At 73.3% G+C, this 19,715-nt stretch carries 17 protein-coding genes and 1 rRNA gene; 5 read left to right on the forward strand and 13 right to left on the reverse strand.

Translation table 11 applies throughout. From position 1 onward, the window contains the following. The first annotated feature begins 136 nt into the window (after nt 1-136). Nucleotides 137-253, forward strand: a 5S ribosomal RNA gene (gene rrf, locus C2865_RS06935). Between the two features lie 112 nt (nt 254-365). Here the strand turns inward: rrf and C2865_RS06940 are convergent. Continuing rightward, entirely contained in the window at nt 366-1,073 is a 708-nt protein-coding gene (locus C2865_RS06940; RefSeq protein WP_106397530.1) for a TetR/AcrR family transcriptional regulator, read from the reverse strand. Between the two features lie 113 nt (nt 1,074-1,186). Here C2865_RS06940 and C2865_RS06945 point away from each other — a divergent pair, with 113 nt between their 5' ends. Beyond that, the gene (locus C2865_RS06945; RefSeq protein WP_106397531.1) at nt 1,187-2,452 is read left to right on the forward strand and encodes an MFS transporter; all 1,266 of its coding nucleotides are present in this window, start codon (nt 1,187-1,189) and stop codon (nt 2,450-2,452) included. A 440-nt stretch (nt 2,453-2,892) separates the two neighbouring features. Here the strand turns inward: C2865_RS06945 and C2865_RS06950 are convergent, their stop codons facing one another. The 3 genes from C2865_RS06950 to C2865_RS06960 are packed head-to-tail and all read right to left on the reverse strand — an operon-like array spanning nt 2,893 to nt 6,441. Beyond that, the gene (locus C2865_RS06950) at nt 2,893-5,151 is read right to left on the reverse strand and encodes a HelD family protein (protein WP_106397532.1); all 2,259 of its coding nucleotides are present in this window, start codon (nt 5,149-5,151) and stop codon (nt 2,893-2,895) included. Nucleotides 5,152-5,179: 28 nt separating this feature from the next. Further along, on the reverse strand, nt 5,180-5,878 hold the full coding sequence (locus C2865_RS06955) for an acetoacetate decarboxylase family protein (RefSeq protein ID WP_232835436.1): 699 nt from the start codon (nt 5,876-5,878) through the stop codon (nt 5,180-5,182). A 50-nt stretch (nt 5,879-5,928) separates the two neighbouring features. Further along, nucleotides 5,929-6,441 (reverse strand): SRPBCC family protein, encoded by a 513-nt coding sequence (locus tag C2865_RS06960; RefSeq protein WP_106397533.1) that lies wholly within the window; start codon nt 6,439-6,441, stop codon nt 5,929-5,931. Nucleotides 6,442-6,472: 31 nt separating this feature from the next. On the opposite strand from C2865_RS06960, the gene C2865_RS06965 reads away from it, so the two are divergent. Then, on the forward strand, nt 6,473-7,060 hold the full coding sequence (locus C2865_RS06965) for an HD domain-containing protein (protein WP_106397534.1): 588 nt from the start codon (nt 6,473-6,475) through the stop codon (nt 7,058-7,060). Here C2865_RS06965 and C2865_RS06970 read toward each other — a convergent pair. From C2865_RS06970 to C2865_RS06980, 3 genes are all read right to left on the reverse strand, one after another. Then, on the reverse strand, nt 6,980-7,996 hold the full coding sequence (locus C2865_RS06970) for a glycosyltransferase family protein (protein WP_106397535.1): 1,017 nt from the start codon (nt 7,994-7,996) through the stop codon (nt 6,980-6,982). The two genes, C2865_RS06965 and C2865_RS06970, sit on opposite strands and share 81 nt — an antisense overlap. 88 nt (nt 7,997-8,084) lie before the next feature. Continuing rightward, nucleotides 8,085-8,939 (reverse strand): sulfotransferase family protein, encoded by an 855-nt coding sequence (locus tag C2865_RS06975; protein ID WP_106397536.1) that lies wholly within the window; start codon nt 8,937-8,939, stop codon nt 8,085-8,087. 116 nt (nt 8,940-9,055) lie between these two features. After that, nucleotides 9,056-10,618 (reverse strand): arylsulfatase, encoded by a 1,563-nt coding sequence (locus tag C2865_RS06980; RefSeq protein ID WP_106397537.1) that lies wholly within the window; start codon nt 10,616-10,618, stop codon nt 9,056-9,058. Between the two features lie 158 nt (nt 10,619-10,776). Here C2865_RS06980 and C2865_RS06985 point away from each other — a divergent pair, with 158 nt between their 5' ends. Both C2865_RS06985 and C2865_RS06990 read left to right on the forward strand, forming a co-directional pair. Next, nucleotides 10,777-11,742: a hypothetical protein gene (locus tag C2865_RS06985; protein ID WP_106397538.1), complete on the forward strand. Its 966-nt coding sequence runs from the start codon at nt 10,777-10,779 to the stop codon at nt 11,740-11,742. Beyond that, entirely contained in the window at nt 11,739-12,893 is a 1,155-nt protein-coding gene (locus C2865_RS06990) for a DUF6716 putative glycosyltransferase (RefSeq protein WP_106397539.1), read from the forward strand. Before C2865_RS06985 ends, C2865_RS06990 begins: the two co-directional genes overlap by 4 nt. Before the next feature lie 19 nt (nt 12,894-12,912). On the opposite strand, the gene C2865_RS06995 is transcribed toward C2865_RS06990, so the two are convergent. The 6 genes from C2865_RS06995 to C2865_RS07020 form a co-directional block, all read right to left on the reverse strand. Then, on the reverse strand, nt 12,913-13,866 hold the full coding sequence (locus tag C2865_RS06995; protein ID WP_106397540.1) for a glycosyltransferase family 2 protein: 954 nt from the start codon (nt 13,864-13,866) through the stop codon (nt 12,913-12,915). Further along, nucleotides 13,863-15,212, reverse strand: a complete 1,350-nt coding sequence (locus C2865_RS07000) for an alpha-2,8-polysialyltransferase family protein (RefSeq protein WP_106397541.1) — start codon at nt 15,210-15,212, stop codon at nt 13,863-13,865. Before C2865_RS07000 ends, C2865_RS06995 begins: the two co-directional genes overlap by 4 nt. Continuing rightward, nucleotides 15,209-16,177, reverse strand: coding sequence for a glycosyltransferase family 2 protein (locus tag C2865_RS07005; RefSeq protein ID WP_106397542.1), 969 nt, complete (start codon nt 16,175-16,177; stop codon nt 15,209-15,211). The genes C2865_RS07000 and C2865_RS07005 overlap by 4 nt, the downstream gene beginning before the upstream one ends. Beyond that, nucleotides 16,174-17,049, reverse strand: a complete 876-nt coding sequence (locus C2865_RS07010; protein ID WP_106397543.1) for an N-acetylneuraminate synthase family protein — start codon at nt 17,047-17,049, stop codon at nt 16,174-16,176. Before C2865_RS07010 ends, C2865_RS07005 begins: the two co-directional genes overlap by 4 nt. A 1-nt stretch (nt 17,050) precedes the next feature. Further along, nucleotides 17,051-18,217: an acylneuraminate cytidylyltransferase gene (locus tag C2865_RS07015; RefSeq protein ID WP_106397544.1), complete on the reverse strand. Its 1,167-nt coding sequence runs from the start codon at nt 18,215-18,217 to the stop codon at nt 17,051-17,053. A gap of 80 nt (nt 18,218-18,297) precedes the next feature. Then, nucleotides 18,298-19,707, reverse strand: a complete 1,410-nt coding sequence (locus C2865_RS07020) for a glycosyltransferase family 39 protein (RefSeq protein ID WP_106397545.1) — start codon at nt 19,705-19,707, stop codon at nt 18,298-18,300. Nucleotides 19,708-19,715 lie beyond the last annotated feature (8 nt).

The raw sequence follows: 19,715 nt of genomic DNA on the forward strand, positions 1-19,715 counted from the left end.
TGACCAACAACACACCAAATCTCCAAGTCTTGGCTGTGTGCTCGCGTCCCTGTGCGGTTCCCGGAAAACAGCCGGCATACCGTATGAAGCTTTGAATTGAATATTGACCGCAGGATTGCTGCGAGTCCCCTGGACTTGCGGCGGTTATGGCGGAGGGGAGACACCCGGTCCCATCTCGAACCCGGAAGTTAAGCCCTCCAGCGCCGATGGTACTGCACGGGAGACTGTGTGGGAGAGTAGGTCACCGCCGCAATCAACATCAGGAAAGGCCCCGGACTTCTGTCCGGGGCCTTTCCGCATTTCCAGGAGTGTTTTCGCGTTCCTTGTTCTCGGGCTTCCTGAGGGAGGAAAGGTGCGGCGACCGGTCAGGCGCCGCGGTCGGCGCGTGCCGCGATGCCGTCGATGAGGACGTCCATGGCGAAGGCGAAGAGCGTGTCGGGGGTGTCGGTCTCCAGCTCGCTGAGCCGGCTCAGGTGGGGGAGCTCTTCCCGGTGTTCCGCCGGGGCCTGCAGCCAGGGCGGGGGTGTGCGGTGCAGGTCTGCGGCGTCCAGGTGCTCGGGGGTGCGGTCGTGGACGGCGTCCTGGAGTTCGACGAAGCCGGCGACCATCCGGATCGTCTCCATGCAGGCCCGGTAGGCGTCCTGCGGGGTGAGCCCGATCCCGGTGTAGAGGCCGAGGAGGGCGTCGACGTTGCGGAGCATGGCGGGGTGGCGGGCGAGGGTGATGTTCTCGCTGAGCGCGAGGGTGGTCATGCCGGGGTGGCGGCGGTAGTGGTCGCGCAGGTCGCGGCAGAAGGCGCGTAGGTCGTCCCGCCAGCGGGCGGTGTCCAGGGAGGCGGGCCGCCAGCGGGACTCGAAGATCTCGGCGGCGACGGTGATGAGGTCGCGCCGGTCCTGGACGTAGTTGTACAGCGCGCGGGGGGAGACGCCGAGTTCGGCGGCGAGGGACCGCATGGTCAGCGCGGCGGCTCCGTGTCGGCCCAGGAGGTCCAGCGCGGCCGCTCCGATGCTCTCGCGGGTGAGGGTCGCGCGGCCTTTGCGGTGGGTCGGCCTGCGCCGGGGGTGGTCGTTCATCAGGGCCGAGGCTACTACCCGTGTCGCACCCTTGAACTTCACACGTGTTGACTTTTAGGGGGGTGGGCGGCCAGGGTGGTGGCGGCAAGCCTCCCCACCTCCCAGGAGCCGTCATGCGTCCGACCGGACTCGCCATGGATCTGTCACCCCTGAAGGAGAGCCGTGACTTCCGTCTGCTGTACGCCGGCTTCCTCGGCGCACTGATCGGGACCCTGATGACCACCGTGGCGGTGGCGGTGCAGGTCTACGAGCTGACCGGTTCGCCGCTGCAGATCGGGCTGGTCGGGCTCGCCCGAGCGCTCCCGCTGGTGGCGGGGGTGCTGGTCGGCGGCGTGCTGGCCGACCGCCTGGACCGGCGGCTGCTGATGCTGGCCACCCGCCTGCCGCTGGTCGCCGCCGCGGGCGCGCTCGCGGTCAACGCGCTGCTGCCCGAGCCGCAGGTGTGGGTCCTCTACGCGGCCACCGGGCTGACCGGGCTGCTGGCGGGGCTCGGCGGCCCCGCCATGCTGGCGGCGGTCCCCGCCCTGGTGGGCACGGGACGGCTGGCGGCCGCCGGAGCGCTGACCGCCGCCTCCACCCAGTTCGCCGCGCTCCTCGGCCCGGCCCTGGGCGGTGTGCTCGTCGCCGGACCCGGCCTGGCCTTCTGCTACGCCGTGGACGCCGCGGGGCTCCTGCTGTTCTCCCTCGCGCTGCTGTTCCTGCGGCCCCTGCCGCCCCCGGCGGGAGAGGGCCCGGACGCGGCCGCCGGGGTGCGGCGGGCGTTCGGCGCGATCGCCGACGGCGTGCGGTTCGTGCGCGGGCGGAGCCTCATCCTGGGGCTGCTCCTCATCGACGCCGCCGCGATGGTCTTCACGATGCCGCAGGCCCTGTACCCCGTGCTGGCCGACCGGCACTTCGGCGGCGGGGCCGCCGTCGTCGGCCTGCTGTACGCGGCTCCCGCCCTCGGAGCCCTGGTCGGCGCGGTGACCAGCGGCTGGACCGGCCGGGCCGGCGGGCACGCCCTCATCGGCGCCGTGCTGCTGTGGGGCGTGTCCCTGGTGGGATTCGGCCTGTCGGCGAACCTGCCGCTCGCCCTGATGCTCCTGGCCCTGGCCGGCCTCGGCGACCTGGTCTCCGAGACCCTGCGCTCGGCGCTCCTCCAGCACGGCACGCCCGACGAGCTGCGCGGCAGGGTCAGCGCCCTGTGGATGGTGCAGGCCACCGTCTCACCGGCCCTCGGCAACGCCGCCGTCGGCCTCCTCGCCGAACTCACCACCCCGCGCTCCGCCATCGTCATCGGCGGCCTGGTCTGCCTCGCGGCGACCCTGGCCGTCGCCGTTGCCTTCCCCGCCCTCCGCCGAGCCTCCCTCGCCACCCCCGCTGACCCGCGGACGACGTGAAGCGAGAGGACACCACCCGCCACCTCCGCCCCGACAGGCACCTCCCGCCCAGCGGTGCGGCCCAACAGACGGACGGCCGCATCCGACGAGCGGCCGCAACCAGCAGGCGAGCGCGTCCAAGGGTCGTGCGCCTCCTGCTGGGCGGGTTCGTTCGACGAGCAGGCGCGGCCAGCAGGCGGTCGCCTCCCGGATGTGTGGGCGGTTCCCTGCGGTGCAGGCGCCTCCCGGCAGGTGGGTTCGTCCGACGGGTGAGTGCGGCCCGACGGGTGGGTGCCTCTTGGTAGGCAGGCGCTGCCCGGCAGGAAGGCGTGTCCGGCAGGCGGGCGTGGCTCGACAGGCGGTGCGGCTCGGCGGGGGGCCTCCGGCGGGCGGGTGCGTTCGGCGGGCAGGGGCGGTCGGCGGGTGTCTCCCGGGGCGGGTGCGGGTCGGCGGAGGAGGGGTCAGGGGGTGAGGGTGTGGTGCCAGGTGGGGTCGGCGGTCAGGACGGTGAGGCGTTGGGTGGCGCGGGAGACGGCGACGTAGAGGGTGCGCAGGCCCATGGGGGACTGGGCGGCGATCTCCTCGGGGGCGACGATGACGGCGGCGTCGAACTCCAGGCCCTTGGCGTCCAGGACGTCGAGGAGCTGGACGCGGTCGGGGACGTCCCAGGGGTCCTGGGGCCAGCCGAGGGGGAGGATGACGCCGATGGTGCCCTCCACCTGGCCCAGGAGGTCGATGACGGCGTCGCGGGCGCTGTGGAGGAACGTCGGCCGCGTGGCGTCGGGCAGGAGGGTGACGACGGCTTCGTGGCCGGTGGTGCGGACGGCGCGGGAGGGGGCGGCGTCGGGGACGGCCTTGGCGAGGACCCGCGTGGCCACCGCGGCGATCTCCACGGAGTTGCGGTAGTTGGTGGTGAGCTCGAAGGCGTGGAGGGGGCGCTTGTTGCGGCGGGCGCCTGCGGTGCCGAGGGCGGCGGCCATGGCCTGGCGGGAGGCCTCCAGATCCTCCCAGGAGGACTGGGCGGGGTCCTCGACGACCGTCCAGGTGGCCTGGCGGCCGCGCCGCCCGAGCATGCGCCACTGCATGGGGGAGAGGTCCTGCGCCTCGTCGACCACCACGTGGCCGTAGTCGGCGGCCTCCTCGGCCTCGTCGTCGACGCGGCGGGCGCGTTCGGAGCGTTCGATGGCGGTGGTGAGCTCGCGGAACTCCGGCTCCCACTCGGCGACCTCCTCGCCGGTGAGGATGTTGACGCCGTCGACGACGTACGGGTCGTCCTCGCGCACGTTGCGGGTGGGGCGCGGCGGCCGGCCCAGCAGGGAGTCGAGCTCGTCCAGCAGCGCGACGTCCTGGTAGGACCAGCCGTCCTCGTGGGCCAGGGAGCCGGCGAGCCTGCCGGTCTGGGCGGGGGTGAGGTCGCGGCCCGCGGCGCGGGCCAGCCGCTCGGGGTCGGCGAGGGCGAGCAGCACCTCGGCGGGGGTGCGGATCGGCCACCAGGCGGTGAGGAAGTCGCCGAGCTGGTCGCGGGCGTTGGCGGTGAACTCGCCGCGTTTGATGCCGGGGGCGTCGACGAGGCCCCCGATCTCCACGAAGCGCGCCCACAGCGCTTCCAGGAGCGCTTCGGCGGCCTTGCGGCGGCCGGTGTTGACCGCCCCGTGGACGCGCTGGTGCACCTGCTTGCGGATCTTGTCGAGGCGGGCGCGGTCGAGGCGGACGACGACGCCCGCGTGCACGACGGTGAGCAGGTCGGGCGCGCCGGGCGGGTGGTCGGCGACGGCGCGGCGCAGCACCCGGGCCATGGACCCGGCGCCCTTGATCCGGGTGAGTTCGGGTGAGTCGTGGCGGGTGGCCGTCGTGCCGGGCAGCAGGTCGCCCAGGGAGCGCAGCGCCGCCGAGCCCTCGCCGAGGGAGGGCAGGACCCGTTCGATGTAGGCGGTGAAGCGCTGGTTGGGCCCGACGATGAGCACGCCGCGCCCGCCGAACCTGCGCCGGTGGCGGAACAGCAGGTAGGCCACGCGGTGCAGGGCGACGGCGGTCTTGCCGGTGCCGGGGCCGCCCCGCACGATCACGGTGCCGTCGGCGGGGGCCCGGATGACGAGGTCCTGCTCGCGCTGGATGGTGGCGACGATGTCGCGCATGGCGCCCTCGCGGGTGCGGGCCAGCGAGGCGAGGAACGCGCCGTCGCCGACGACGGTGAGGCCGTCGACGAGGGAGGGCTGCAGCAGGTCGTCCTCCAGGTCGATGACCCGGTGGCCGCGGGAGTGCAGGACCCGGCGGCGGACGACGCCGCGCGGGTCCTCGGGGGTGGCACGGTAAAAGGCCTCGGCGGCGGGCGCCCGCCAGTCGACGACCAGCGACTCGTGCTCGCGGGTGCGCACCCCGACCCGGCCGATGTAGAGCGGGCCGTGCTGCTCGGGGCCGCCGGCGGGTGCGGTGGACGCGGCGGGGGCCAGGTCGAGCCGCCCGAACACCAGCCCGTCGTCGGCGACGTTGAGCGCCTGGGCGCGCAGCGCGGCCTGGTAGACCATGGCGTCACGGTCCACCAGTGAGCCCTTGGTACCGGTCTGGGACTGGCGGAAGCCCTCCTGGAGCATCCGCTGTGCCTCTTCCCGCATCTCGTCGAGCCGGACGTGGGCGGCGTCCACCAGGGACTGCTCGGCCGCGATCTCGGCTTCTTTGACCTGCGGGGCCTGGGTGGTCCCGGTACGGGCGGACGACGGCATCGGTTCTCCTTCTCGCAAGAGAAGAAGCTTATGCGGTCGCGACCTCCTCGGCTTCGCCGAAGGTCATGCCGAGGTGCCCGACGGTGGTGCTCGACAACGCGGGCCTGCGGTCCAGGCCGAGCCTGCGCAGATCCTCGGCCGCCGGGTGGTCGCCGAGGGTGACGACCGCCCCGCCGGGCCGCATGCGGACCTGGGAGGGGCGCATGGTCCAGGGGACGCGCCGGGTGACGCCGTCGTAGCAGGCGTAGGCGTCGATGACGGGGGCGGCCTGCCCGTCGGGGACCGCGAGCCCCGGCTTGACGGACATGGCCGCGACGAGCTGCCCGTCCTGGTGGACGGCGCCGCGCTGCGGCCCGCTCCAGTCGATGGGCAGGCGGGTGAGGACCTTGGGGAAGCCCCAGATCTGGCGCCCGGCCTGGAGGGTGAACTCGCCGTCGACGGGGAGCCAGTGGATGAAGGCGCCGATCCCGGAGGAGGCGACGCCGCGGGGGTGGTGGACCAGGAAGGCGACCGCGAACTCGTGGTAGGGCCCGAGGTCGCCGTCGACGTACTCGACGAAGGCGAGCGAGCAGATGGTGTGGGAGGGCAGCGGCCGCACCACGTCGAGACCGGAGTAGCCGATGATCGTCTGGGCGGTGCGGGCGGGGACGGGGAACATGGCCGACGCCACCCGCGCGTGGCGGATCTCCACGGGCATGGTGACGGTCTGGTCCAGTACCTGGTGCACGGTCTGCTCTCCTCGGGTCGGTGGAGCCGGGAAGGAAATTAGAACAGGTTCTAGACCGGAGTCTCAAGGGCGGCCCTGACCCGGTCCAGCGTCGTGCGCATGCCCGCCCTGTTGAGCGCCGCCCGCCGGTCCGCGCGGACGCCGGTGAAGACCCTGCCCAGAAAGGACACCAGCGACGCCGACCAGTGGTCGCGGCGCAGGTCGTGCCAGTACTCGGTGAGCCGGGTGGACCCGCCCACGGGCTCCAGCCGGTAGCCCCACAGCGCGACCTCCATGCCGAAGCTGTAGACGCGGAAGGCGTGCACCCGCTCCGGGACGTGGGCGGTGACCTCGCAGGAGGTGAACCAGACGAACGGGCCGCGCCGGTTGAACCCGACGAACCGGGAGCCCTCCTCCACGGGGGAGTCCCGCAACCAGACGCGGAAGACCTCGGGCGACAACTCCGGGGTGCGCCTGGGGTCGGCGACCAGCGCGAAGACCCGCTCGACGGGGGCGCCGACGAGGACGCTCTCCTCGGCCACCCATTCCCGCTCCGCGCTTCCGGTGCTTCCCGTGCTCTCCATGGAGGAGATCCTCCCGCATTACCGTGGGGGGATGGACTATCTGAGCTGGCGTACCTGGCGAGAGGCGGAGCCGGACCTGCGTGACCTGCTGCCGGAGACGGCGCTGGAGACCGTCCGGAGGGCGGCGCGGGCCGCGGAGCGCTGGCACGGGGAGCAGGCCCGGCCGACCGGGACGCCCTACACCGAGCACCTGATGGAGGCGCTGGAGGTGCTGGTGCGCGGCGCGGGGGAGCGCGATCCCGACGTCCTGGCGGCGGCGCTGCTGCACGATGTGGTGGAGGACACCCCGGCGACGGTCCCCGACGTCGAGGCGGAGTTCGGCCCGGTCGTCGCCGAGTACGTCGACTGGCTGACCAAACCGCCCGTGCGCTCGCGGCAGGAGAAGCGCACGGCCAAGGTGGGCTACCTGCGCCGGCTCCGGGAGGCCCCGCCCCAGGTGATCGCGATCAAGCTGGCGGACCGGGCGAGCAACGTCCAGACCCTCGACCGGATGCCGCCGGACTTCCAGCGCCGCTACTACACCGAGACCGTCGTCTACCTAATGCCGCTGGCCCAGGGCCACGCCTTCTTCGCTCCCTGGTTCGCCGACTGGGCCCGGCGCTTCGCCCACCTGCGCTGAGCTCCCGTGCCGCCGCGACGCCGCGGCCAGGGCCTCCAGCCGGGCGACGAAGGCGGGAGCCTGGTCGGCCCAGTCGAAGCGGGCACCGGCCGCCTCGTGGCCCCGCCGGGCCATCTCCGCGCGCTCGCCGGGCAGGCGTCTGAGCCGCAGTACCTCCCGGACGGCGGCCGCCGCATCCCGGACGACCGTGCCCGCCCCCGTCTCCTCCAGCAGGAAGGCGGACGCGGGTTCGGGGAAGGAGACCACCGGAACGCCGTGGGCCAGGTACTCCAGCACCTTCGTCGGCGGCTGCGCGCGCCGTTCGCGGCCGAGGGAGAGCCCCGCCGTCGCGCCGGAGACGATGCGCAGCGCCCGGTCGTTGGGCACGAACCCGTACCAGCGCAGGACGCCCTCGCGCTGGGCGGCGCGCAGCAGCGGGCGGACCTGCGCGTCGGCCGGGCCGATCAGCTCGGTGGCCACGCCGTGCCCGGCCAGGCCGCGGGCCACCGCGACGACCTCCTCGGCCCCGCCGCGGCGGGTCAGCCGGCCGAGGTGCACCACCCTGGGGTCGTCGGGGCCGCGCGGCGGGCGGACGGGCACCGGGGTGAGGGTGGGCGGGTCCACGGTGTGCGGGAAGCGCCGGGAGGGCGGGCCGTCCAGGACGACGGGCGTGCCGCGGGGCGCGACCAGGCCGAGCTCGTGGTCGTGCAGCAGGACCAGGTCGTTGTGCGGGGCGTGCTCGGCCAGGGCGCGCCGGGCGTGGCGCAGCGCGCGGAAGCGGTCGGACAGGCGCGGCAGGTCGACCGGGGTGAGCTCCGGCCAGGGGACGACGTGGTGCGCCCTGAACGGAGCGAGATAGGTGACATGGTGGCCGCCGTCGAGCAGCGCGCGGATCTGCCGGTGCAGGATCCGGGCGTCCTCGGGATGGCGGCCTACCGTGCAGACACAGACCCGCATACGGCGTCTCCGGGGTTCACAGGACATTCACCCGGCATGGTCGCCGCTGCGCGTGTCCGAAGGGTGAACCCCGGAGGGCCGGAGTCTGTCAGTCCAGGTAGCCCCAGAGCTTGCAGATCTCCTGCAGCTGCGGGTCGATGTCGTCGATGCCGGGCAGGGGCCGGGCCTTCTGCACCTGGCCGGACTTGATGTTGGCGCTCCAGTCGCCGAAGACCGGCTTGATCGGGCCGTGGTCCTGGGCGCCGTAGTCGAGCATGGAGGCCTCCCACTCCACGCCGAGGTACTCGCAGATCCGCTGGGTCTGGGCGGCCGGGTCGGCGGTGAGGTCCTCGTAGCGCACGGCGAGGCCCTTGAGGTTCTGGCGGGCCTGCTCGACGCCGTTGACGTAGTTGAAGACCTCCTTGACCACCGCGTCCTTCTCGGCGCCCTTGCGGCGGTTGAGCACCGACTCGACGACGGACTGCGGGTGGCGCTGCAGGAAGATGTAGCGGGCCTGCGGCCAGGCCGAGGAGATGCGGCGCCAGATCAGCGCGTTGGCCGGGGTCTTGTCGACCACGATGCGCTTGCCGCTGCGCTCGAGCTCGTGGTGCAGGACCCGGTCCCACAGCAGGTGCTCGAGCTCTTTGCGGCTCAGTCCGATGGCGTCCATGATGTTCTCGGTGTACTCCCGGCTGGGGCGTACCTCGAGCGTGCGCAGGTGGAGTTCGTGCGGCGCACGGATCTGGGAGTGGGTGTTCAGCAGTACGCGCAGCAGGGTCGACCCCGACCGGACGGACGAAAGAACGAAGACCGGCGATGGAACCAGCCTGTTGCCGCTGCTGCGGTCGGGCAGCAGGACTTTGCGCTTGGGCTTGACCCCCGGTGGCCTGAGAGCCTCGGCGAGGTGTTCCGTACGGCGGCGAATGGCCCGCTTCACTGCGGTGCTGCGCTGTGCTTCCTGCATCCCTCAAGTCCCCGGTCAGTGTGCCTCGCAGGAGACGATAGCGACACATTGGACAATTTTGGACTGGCTCTGGTGAACGTTGCTGAATGTTAACTGAGAAACGTGCAACCCGGATCCTAGTCCAGGGGTCGCCATGATCGCTTCAGATAGCGTTCGCCACGCCTGACGAGTGCCGGACGGGCCTTGGCGAGGTTGTGCCTCTCCCCGGGGTCCTTGTTCAGGTTGTAGAGCTCGTACGTCCACTTCCCGCCGGGCGTGGAGTACTCCGTGCCCGGCGCGAAGCCGATCAGCTTCCACTCGTCGAACCGGACCGCCGCGGCGCAGCGCCTCCCCTTGCCCCGCTCCTCGGCCCGGTGGCTCTTGGTGGAGCCGGCGTGCAGCCTCAGCCAGTAAAGGTACTCGTGCCGTGGCGCCTTTCCGGTGCCGGTCCACACCCTCCGCAGGGAGAGGCCGTCGTTCTTCGGGGCCTTGATCCCGGCGAAGTCGGCGAAGGTGGCCATCAGGTCGTACTGGACGGTCGGGTGGGTGGTGCGCTTCCTGGCGGTCCTGCGCAGCAGCTTGGGCGACCAGACGATGAACGGGATCCGGATGCCGCCCTCGTAGAGGTTGCGCTTGAGGCCGCGGTAGGGGCCCGCGGCGTCGAAGAACCGGGGCCGGACGCCGTCCTCCTCGTGCGGCCCGTTGTCGGAGGTGAAGACCACGATGGTGTCGTCGGCCAGGCCGAGCCTGCGCAGCTCGTCCAAGAGCACGCCGACGTACCCGTCGAGCTGGGAGACCTGGGCGGCGTGCGCCTTGTCCTGGCGCCGCCAGTCCTTGCCCCGGTACTGGCCGAGTCCGGCGGACACGGACGGGGCGTGCGGCAGCGGCAGGGTGAGCATCAGCAGGAAGGGCTGGCCCTGCCGGTCGGCGTCGCGCAGGAAGGTCAGCGCCCGCTGCATGATCAGGCCGGGCCCGTAGATCGGCCCGTTGTCGCCGGAGTTGCCCGGCAGCTGGTAGCGCTGGCCGTTGTCCCACAGGAACTCCGGGTAGTAGCGCTTGGCCATGTGGTGGGTCATGTACCCGAAGAAGTCGGTGAACCCGCGGGCGTTGGGGTTGGTGTTGTTGTTGCCGGCGTTCGGGCCGAAGCCCCACTTGCCGAACAGGCCGGTGCGGTAGCCGTTCGCCTGGAGCATCTCGGCGATCGTCGGCTCGTTCGCGCCCAGCGGGATCTCGCCCTCCTTGGGCGGGTTGCGGCGCACGGCGCTGTGCCCGCTGTGCAGGCCGGTGAGCAGCGAGGCGCGGGAGGGGGCGCAGACCGGCGCGGAGGCGTAGGCGTCGGTGAACCGCAGGCCCTCCCGGGCCATCCGGTCGATCCGCGGGGTCCTGATCTTCTTCTGGCCGTAGCAGCCGAGCTGCCCGAATCCCAGGTCGTCGGCGAGGATCAGCACGAAGTTGGGGCGCTTGGCCAGGGTCTGGCCCTGGCCGGGCTGGGGAGCGGCCTGCGGCTCGGCCTGCGGCGCCTGGGGGGCGAGGGGGCGCCGCCCGTCGGCCTGCGGGGCGAGCGCGGTCATGCTCTCGGTGCCTCCCCGCGCCCGCGGCCCGGCGGGGGCGCCGCCGTCGCGGGTCGGCCATGCCGCGAAGGCCGCCGCACCGGCCGCCAGCACGCCCGTGCTCAGCAGGAAACGCCGCCTGTCAGACAAGTGAGGACTCCTGGGTTTTGCGGGGGGACCGGAGGAAGTTTAGCGACAACTCGCGGGGCGGCGATTGTTCAACGGCATCGACGACCTCCGTTGGCCTTCCGTTCATCCGTGGATGCCATGTTGGGCATCTGGTACTCGATCCGACGCTTTGAGGGCGCATGACTGATCTGGCCTGGGCGGAGTCGCCACTGCAGCTCCTGTCCGCCCTGGAGGCCCGGCACGCCGGCCTGCTGGGGCCGGTGCAGGTGCGCGTGCGCCCCGGATCGCACGCGTTGCACGCTACCGCCCGAGAAGTGATCAGGTTGGGGTTGTCACCGAAAACCGACCTGATCTTCACGGAAAAGATCGGGCGGACCAGGAGCACGGGGGCGATCGGCGACGCCTTCTCCGGCCGCGCCCAGGCCGGGCTGCTGGCGCACCGGGCGCCGGAGCGGATCGTCCTGCTGGACGACGGGCTGGCCACCCTCCACCTGCTCGGCCTGCTGTGCGGGCCGTGGAAGCAGCCGCTGGTGCGGGCGAGGGCGCGGCCGGGCCGGCTCAGGCGCGCCTTCTCCGGGCTGGCCGGCCGCCGCCTGCGCTCGCTCGCCCACCGGGGCAGGGTGACGTTCTTCACCGCGCTCCCCGTGCCCGCGCCGCTGCTCGCCCGCGCCCGCAGGGTCGGCATCCCGGTCGTCTCCCACGACTTCGCCTGGCTGCGCACCCTGCCGGCCGCGCCGCCGCCGGAGCAGCGGTCCGTGGTGCTGGGCACCTCGCTGGTCGCCAACGGGCTGGTCCACCGGAGCGCCTACCTGGGGTGGCTGAGCGGGGTCACCGCGCGCGAGCCGGTGGCCTACTACCCGCACCGGCGCGAGTGCCCCGAGGTGCTGGAACTGCTGCGGGAGGACCCCGCGGTCACCCTGGTCGAGGAGGACCTGCCGGTGGAGCTGAGCCTGCGCGGCCTCACCCCCGAGCACCGGGTGCTCAGCCTGCCCTCCACCGCCCTGACCTCGCTGCGCGTCCTGCACGGGCCGGGCGGCCCCGTCATCGAGGGCGTCGGTGTCCCCGCGCGGTGGTGGACCGAGCGGGCCGACCCCGCGCTGCGCACCCACCTGAGCCTCTTCGTCCTGGGTCCGGAGTTCGCTTGAGACTGCTCGCCGTCGCCGACTCCGACTCGTACCTGAAGTGGGCGGCCGCCCTGCTGCGCGGGCTGCCCGGCGAGCACCGCCTGGTGGTGGTGCGCTCGCCGATCACGCCGTCTGCCGGGCAGCGCCGGGCGGCGGTCGGCGGCGTCGGGGACGGGCGCGGCGGCGTCCGGGTCCCCGAGGTGGTCACCGCCCGGCGGCTGCGGGCGCTGCTGCGCGGGTACGACCCCGACGCCGTGCTCCTGGCCTGCACGGGGCCGGTCGTGCGGGCGCTGTCCCCGTGGGTGTCGCGGGACCGGCGCCGGGTCCTGGTGACCGGGCTGCCGGGGATCTCGGTGCCCGCGAGCGAGAAGGCCTGGCGGCTGCGCGCCGCCGCCGACCTGTTCGTGGTGCACAGCGGGCGGGAGGTCGCCGAGTTCGACGCGATCGCCCGCGACCTGGGGCTGCCCGGCCGCACGGTGCGGGCCACGCTGCCGTTCCTGCACGACGCCGCGGAGGCCGCCGGGCCCCGCGACCGGATCGTCTTCGCCACCCAGGCCAAGGTCCCCGAACGGCGCGAGGAGCGCGAGCGCATCCTGTACGCGCTGGCCGACCTGGCGCGGGCGCGGCCCGAGCTGAGCGTGGTGGTGAAGCTGCGGGCCAGGGCGGGGGAGGAGCAGACCCACCGCGAGGACCTGCACTACGAGACGCTGTGGCGCGAGATGCCGGTCGACCACGGGCTGCTGCGCTTCGACGCGGGCCCGATGCACGCCCAGCTGGCCCGCGCCGCCGGTTTCACGACGGTGAGCTCGACCGCCGCGCTTGAGGCGATCGCCGCCGGGGTCCCGCTGCTGGTGCTGTCGGACTTCGGGGTCGGCGCGAAGACGATCAACCTGGTCTTCGAGGGCAGCGGCCTGCTCGGCACCCTGGACGAGCTGGTGCGCAGCCGGTTCCGCGGCCCGGACGCGGCGTGGTGCGCGGAGAACTACTTCCACCCCGAGGCCGAGAACGACTGGGTGCCGCGGCTGGCGGAGCTGGTGGCCGGGGCGGCGGATCTGCCGCGCCCCGCCGGGGACCCGGGAGGCAGGTGGGCCAGGACCCGGGCGTCGCTGCGGGTGGAGCTGCCCCCGGCGGCCTACCGCGGGGCGCTGCGGCTGCGCCGCGCCCTGCGCTGAGCCCGCCGCTGGGACCCGGTCAGATCCGGACGCCCAGCAGCTCCTCGAACAGCTCCTGCCGGTAGACGCCCATCGCGGGCAGCACCTCGGCGCGCAGCTCCGGCGGCACCGCCAGCATCGTGGCACGGGCGCGGTCGGCCAGCTCCACCCGCAGCGGCGGGCTGAGCCGCTCCCGGCGGGTCAGGTGGTAGCCGATCATGGCGAAGTAGTTGCGGACGGCCTTGGCGGCGAACCGCTCGGCCTCGGGGTCGGCGGCCAGTTCGGCCAGCACCAGGTCGAAGGCGTCGAAGAAGTGCAGCTGGCGGGCGTCCCCGATCCGGGTGAGGGCGCCCTCGCGGTGGCGCCGGTAGAAGACGCCGCGCAGCGGGACCACCGCGTAAGAGGAGGCCTGGCGGTACAGCCGCCAGAACCAGGGGCGGTCCTCGGCGGTGTGGAGTTCGGGGGCGAAGTGCAGCAGGCCGCGGTCGGCCAGCCGCCGGTCGTAGATCCCGGCCCAGGTGTAGGGGTAGTCGACCATGGAGGGCTGGGAGACCGGCAGGATGCCGTCGCGGGGGTCGAGCACCTCCCGCAGCCTGCCCTGCGGGGGGCGGCGCGGCTGCCGCCGCCGTCCGGTGACCCTGATGTGGTCGCAGACCACGAAGTCGCAGCCGAGCCCGGCGATCGCGGCGACCAGTTCGGCCAGGTAGCCCGGCCGGATCCAGTCGTCGCCGTCGAGGTAGGTCAGGTAGCGGCCGGAGGCCTCGGCCAGGCCGGTGTTGCGGGCCGCGCCGGGCCCCAGGGCCGCGGCGTGGCGGATGAGCCGCAGGCCCGGCACCCCCGCGCCGGCCACCAGGTCGGCGGTCCGGTCGCGGGAGGCGTCGTCGACCACGAGGAACTCGAAGTCGGGACGGGTGTTGCGGCACAGGGACCGCAGCAGGTCGGGCACGTACCGCTCCACGTCGCGGACCGGCACGACGACCGACAGCGTGGTCACGGGTCGCGGTCCAGGCCCGCGGCCTCGAAGGCGCGGGCGGCGATCTTACGCCTGCGGCTGCGCGGCGGGAGCGCGGTGGCCAGCAGGGTGCGCTTGGCCGGGGACAGCCCGCCGGGCAGGGCCAGCGCGGTCAGCCTGCGCTTCTTGAAGTAGCGCATCATCTCGCCCGTGCCGTGCTCGGCCAGGAACGCGGCAGCCTCCTTGCGCCGCTCGGGCAGGGAGGCGGCGCGCATCGCGTACGCCACCGCCACCAGCAGCGCGCGCAGGTCGGGCACCGACTTCAGGAGCGGCTCGCCGAGCGTCCCGTCCTCGGCCAGATGCGGCACCGTCGCGTCGATGATGGTCACCGGCACGCGGTTGCTGTTCTGGTAGGGGGCCAGGCGCTGGAGCAGCAGGCCGGTGCCCACGGTGGCGGCGGGGATCCCGTGGTAGCGGGACGCGGTGACCAGCGCGGTGGAGAAGCAGCCGACGATCAGTGATGGCCGAAGCGCCGCGCACCAGGTCTCCGCCGGTACCGCAGCGTCGAGGACCAGGAGCCGGACGCCCAGCCGTGCCGCCTCGCGGGCCAGCCGGTCGCCCGTCCGCACCGGACTGGAGGGGTGGGGCTTGAACAGCACTGTCGTGTGCCCTCGGGCCACGACGCCACGCAGCATCGCCACATGGAGCTCATCTTCCTCCTGCTCGCTCAGGATCTCCAGTGCCGCCAGGTACTGACCGACCAGCAGCGCCCCCGCCTCGAGCCCGTCAGCAGGGGGCACGGGCGGGTTCAGCTTGTGGAGAACGGCGGTGAAGGCGTCGTCCGGGATGAGCTCGCAGGACACGCCGTGCTCGCTCAGCAGCAGCGGGGTGAGCCCCGCCACCAGGTCCAGGTGCAGCAGCCGGGTGACGCGGCTGCCCACCCCGTCGGGCAGCCCGTCCCTGGTCGGCCCGTAGCTCATCAGCCCGTCGGCGTACACCGTGATCAGCGCCTCGGAGAAGATCGAGGTCAGCGCCCTGGCCGGCGGGGCGGCGATCGTCTCGACGGCCAGCTCCAGCGGCTCGTCGGCCAGGCCCCAGCGCTCGCGGAAGAGGCGCTCCCACAACATGAGCTCCTCGCCGCGCGGCATCCAGCCGGACGGGTGCAGCGGGCTGATCTCGGCGTTCCAGGAGCGCACCTCGTCGAACCGGTCGCGCAGCGCGGCGAAGTCGGGCGAGAGGGTGAGGTCGCGGCCCAGCTCGGGGATCGCGGTGTTGTCGCTGACCAGCAGCACGCGGCGGCGCCCGGGGGGCCCGAACCGCCCGGCGTCGATCGCCGCGGCGACGGTCATCGCGCCGAACAGCGTGGAGGCGACGAAGATCTGGGTCATGCGGTCACCCCCAGCAGCTCGGTGAAGAGTCGCTCGCGTTCCGGTCCGAGCCCCGGCATCACCTCGGCCAGGTGGTCGGCGGGGAACGCCGCGACGGTGGCCTTGGCGCGGGCCCGCAGGCGCCGCTGGAGCAGCGGGCTGAGCCGGCGGCGCTCGTTCAGGTGGAAGGCGATCATCGCGCAGTAGTTGCGGATGGCCTTGGTGCGGAACCGCTCGCCCTCGGGGTCGGCCGCCAGCTCGGCCAGAACCAGGTCGAAGGCGTCGAAGAAGTGCAGCTGCCGCTCGTCGCCGACCTTGGTGAGGGAGCCGGCCACCTCGCGCCGGTAGAACGGCCCCCACAGCGAGACGACCGCGTAGGACTCGGCCTTCAGGTGCAGCCGCCAGGTCCAGGGGCGGTCCTCGCAGGTGAGCAGCTGCTCGTCGAACAGCAGCGTCCCCGCCTCGAACAGCTCCCGCCGGTAGGCGCCCGACCAGGCGTTCGGGTAGTCGACCATGGCCCGCCCGTGCACGGGCAGGATGCCGTCCCGCGGTTTGAGCGGGGTGCCGCGCACCCCCATGGGCGCGCGGTCGGGCACCCGGCGTCTGCCGAAGACCTTGATGTGGTCGACCTTGACGTAGTCGCAGCCGAGCCGGTCCATCGCGGCGGCGAGCTCGCCGAAGTAACCGGGCCGGACGTAGTCGTCGCCGTCCAGGAAGGTGAGGTACCGGCCGGAGGACGCGCGCATTCCGGCGTTCCGCGCCCCGCTGAGCCCGGCCGCCTTCTCGTGCCGGATCACCTCGACCCGCTCCAGCCTGGGCCGGAACTGCTCGATGAGGTCGGGAGTGCGGTCGGTGGACCCGTCGTCCACCAGGATGAACTCCACCTCCTCCGAGACGTTCCGGACCAGGCTCGTCAGCATGTCGCCGGCGTACCGCTCCACGTTGTGCATGGGGACGATGACCGAGAGAGCCGTGGAACCGCTCAAGAGGTGACCCGCCGCAGGCGCTCGCGTGGCTCGACCTCGCCGGGGAAGACGCGCTTGACGCCGTCGCCCAGGGCCGACTCGATGACCCTGATGTCGCGGATGAGGTGCTGGAGGCCGGTCGGCTCCAGCGAGGCCGCGTGGTCGGAGCCCCACATGGTGCGGTCCAGGGTGATGTGGCGCTCGACCGCGCACGCGCCGAGGGTGACGGCCGCGAGGCTGATCTGCAGGCCGCGCTCGTGCCCGGAGTAGCCCACCGGGACGCCGTAGCGCTCGCGCAGGGTGCCGATGGTGCGGAGGTTGGCCTCCTCGGCCGGCAGCGGGTAGGTGGAGGTGGCGTGCAGGATCACCAGCCGCTCGGTGCCGAGGATCTCGACGGCCTCGTCGATCTCCTTCAGCTCCGACATGCCGGTCGACAGGATGACCGGCTTGCCGGTGGCGGCCAGGGCGCGCAGCATCTCCCGGTCGGTGATGGAGGCCGAGGCGACCTTGTGCGTCACCACGTCGAACTCCTCCAGGAAGTCCACCGAGGGCGCGTCCCAGGGGGAGGCGAACCACTGCAGGCCGCGCTGGGCGCAGTAGCGGTCGATCTCGGCGTACTCCTCCTCGCCGAACTCCACCCGGTGCTTGTACTCCAGGTAGGTCATCTCGCCCCAGGGCGTGCTGCGCATCCTGCCCTGCTGCTCCACCGGGACGCAGATCTCCGGGGTGCGCTTCTGGAACTTGACCGCGTCGCACCCGGCGTTGGCGGCGACGTCGATGAGCTGGCGGGCGATCGCCATGTCGCCGTTGTGGTTGATGCCGATCTCGCCGATCACGTAGACCGGCTGGCCGGAGCCGACCAGCCGGTCGCCGATCTTCACAGAAGCGGGCATATCACTTACCTTCGTTCGGTCGGTTCTGCAGGGTCCTGCTCTGGATGATGCGTTCGCACGCCTCGCGGACCGCGCCCCCGCCCCCCGGGCGGCCGAGCACCAGCCGCGCCGCGGCCAGGACCTCCGGGTGGGCGTGCGGCACCGCGATCGGCCAGCCCACCAGGGTGAGGCAGCCGAGGTCGTTCAGGTCGTTGCCGACGTAGGCGGCGCGGCGGGGGTCGTACCCTTCGTCGTGCAGCCACTTGGCCAGGGCCGTGGCCTTGTCGGCGACCCCGTGCAGCACGGGGACGCCGAGCTTGCGGGCCCGCGCGGCGACCACGGGGTTGGTCTCGGTGGACAGGATGAGGACGGGCACGCCCGCCTTCCTGAGCAGGGCGACGCCCATGCCGTCCTCCCGGGAGACCGACACCGACTCGGTGCCGTCCTGGTGCACCCGCGCCCGGTCGTCGGTGTGCACCCCGTCGAAGTCGGTGACCAGGACGTCCACGTCCAGCGGTTCCGGCCGGCCGGCCAGCGGCGCCAGGGCGCGGGCGACGGCCAGGTCCTCGGGCGTGTCGACCTCGACGGCGTGCGCGGCCGGGACGGCGCGCACGCCGATCCGGCCGAAGAAGCGGTGCCCGTGCTCCACCAGGCCGTCCGTGCGCATCACGTAGAACGCGCCGGTCTCCCGGTAGTGCGGGGCGCGGTCCTGGCGGCGGGGGCGGAACGCGGCGCTGTGCCCGACGCCGCTCAGGCCGTCCTCGCCGCGGCTCCACTGGAACTCGTGGGTCTCCAGTGCCGAGAACACCACGTCGGAGGCGCCGTCGAGCACCTCCCGGACGGCGGCGTCGAGGTCGGCCGGGTCCACGAACGGCGAGGTGCACTGCAGGAAGACCGTCACCTCGGGCCGCTCGGGCAGCGTCCCGAGCGCGTGCAGCAGCGCGGACTCGGAGGTGGCGGCGTCCCCGCTGAGACCGGCGGGCCGCTCCACGACCCGCGCCCCCGCCTCCCGGGCGGCCGCCGCGATCGCGGTGTCGTCGGTGGAGACCAGGACCTCCTCGACGGACCCGGCCCGGCGGGCCGCGCCGACGGCGCGCACGACCAGGGGGACGCCGCCGACCCTGGCGAGGTTCTTGCCGGGCACTCCCTTGGAGCCGCCTCGGGCGGGGATCACACAGACGACGCGCAACGCTCCACCTCGTGGTCATCACCCGCTGTCGCGGGCAGAGGCCTCCAAGCTAAGGACCCCGAGTGACCCCGCGCACACGCTCAGGTGAACGGCGGACGGCGCTCGTATAGATGGACGGATCCCCCCTTGAACAGCCAGCGGCCCGTGCGGATCCAGGTGGCGCGGCCGCCGCGGAGCAGGGAGTCCTTGCGCGCGTCGACGGCGGCGAATTCGCTGCTGGCGGGCTTGCGGGAGTGGTCGACGTAGAAGATCCGCCGGACCCCCGCGAGGCGTCCCGCGAACTGCCTCGGGGGCACCTCCAGCCCGTCCAGGCCCTGGTCCGGGCGGGCTGCCAGCACGTCGTCCAGGCCCGCGTAGGCCTCGGGGTAGGCCGACATGACCCGGCGGGAGCTGGTGTAGTGGAAGACGACGGCGTCTCCGGGGCGGTGCTCGGTCCGGACGATCCGCGCCAGTTCCCGCAGGTCGTCGGCGCGTTCGGAGGGGAGCCGCATCTGCTGGTGCGCGGGCAGCGCCAGCAGCGCCGCGGCGAGCAGCACCGGCACTCCCGCCGACCAGCGCAGCCGGTCCAGGCCCGCGGCGGTGAGCAGCGCCACCGCCGGAATGCAGAACAGTACGTAGCGGAAGACGTAGAAGGGGCTCCAGAGGGAGAACACGAGCAGCAGCAGCGGCGGGAGGACCATCCAGGGAGCCGCGGTGCGCCACAGCTCCCCGTTGCGGCCCAGAAGGATGAGCACCACGGTGAAGGCGAAGAAGCCGGGCGTCCCGGCGAGGCCGTCGAGCATGTCCGTGACGACCACGGCGTCGGGCCGTTCGATCCAGCTCACCTGGTCGCTCTGGGGCAGCGCCACCACCGCCAGGACGGCGCAGGGGGCCAGGGCGGCCGCGGTGACCGGGGCCCAGCGCAGCAGGAGGGCGCGGTCGCGGTGCAGGAGCACGGCGGCCAGGTGGGCGGGCACCAGCAGGAGGGTGAACAGGTGGGTGAGGCCGAGCAGCGCGATCGTCACGCCGTACCACCGGAGGGGCCGGCGGTCCCGCAGCGCCCGGACCAGCAGCAGGGTGGCCAGGGCGGCGAGCCCGGCGGCCAGGGTGTACTGCCGGGCCTCCTGGGCGTAGCGGCTCAGCGCGGGGGAGACGGCGACCAGGAGCCCGGCGAACAGCCCGACCCGCGCGCCGCCCAGCCGCCTGCCGATCTCGGCGGTGGCGCCCGCGGCCAGGACCGCGCCGAGCACCGAGGGGGCCCGCAGGGCGGTCTCGCCGTCGCCGAACAGGGCGACGACGGCCTTCATGAGCAGGTAGTAGAGCCCGTGCACCGCGTCGATCTCGCCCAGCACGGCGAAGAAGGAGCCCAGGTCGCGCCGGGCCATGCCCGCGGTGACCGCCTCGTCGCGCCAGAGCGCGGGCCCGTCCAGGCGGAACCCGGTGATCGCCATGGTGAGCAGGGCGGGAACCGCCACCGTCAGGGCCGGGGTACGGTGGCGAAGGACCGGCATTGACGGCA

It is taken from the genome of Actinocorallia populi (assembly GCF_002995495.1).
Classification (GTDB): domain Bacteria; phylum Actinomycetota; class Actinomycetes; order Streptosporangiales; family Streptosporangiaceae; genus Actinocorallia; species Actinocorallia populi.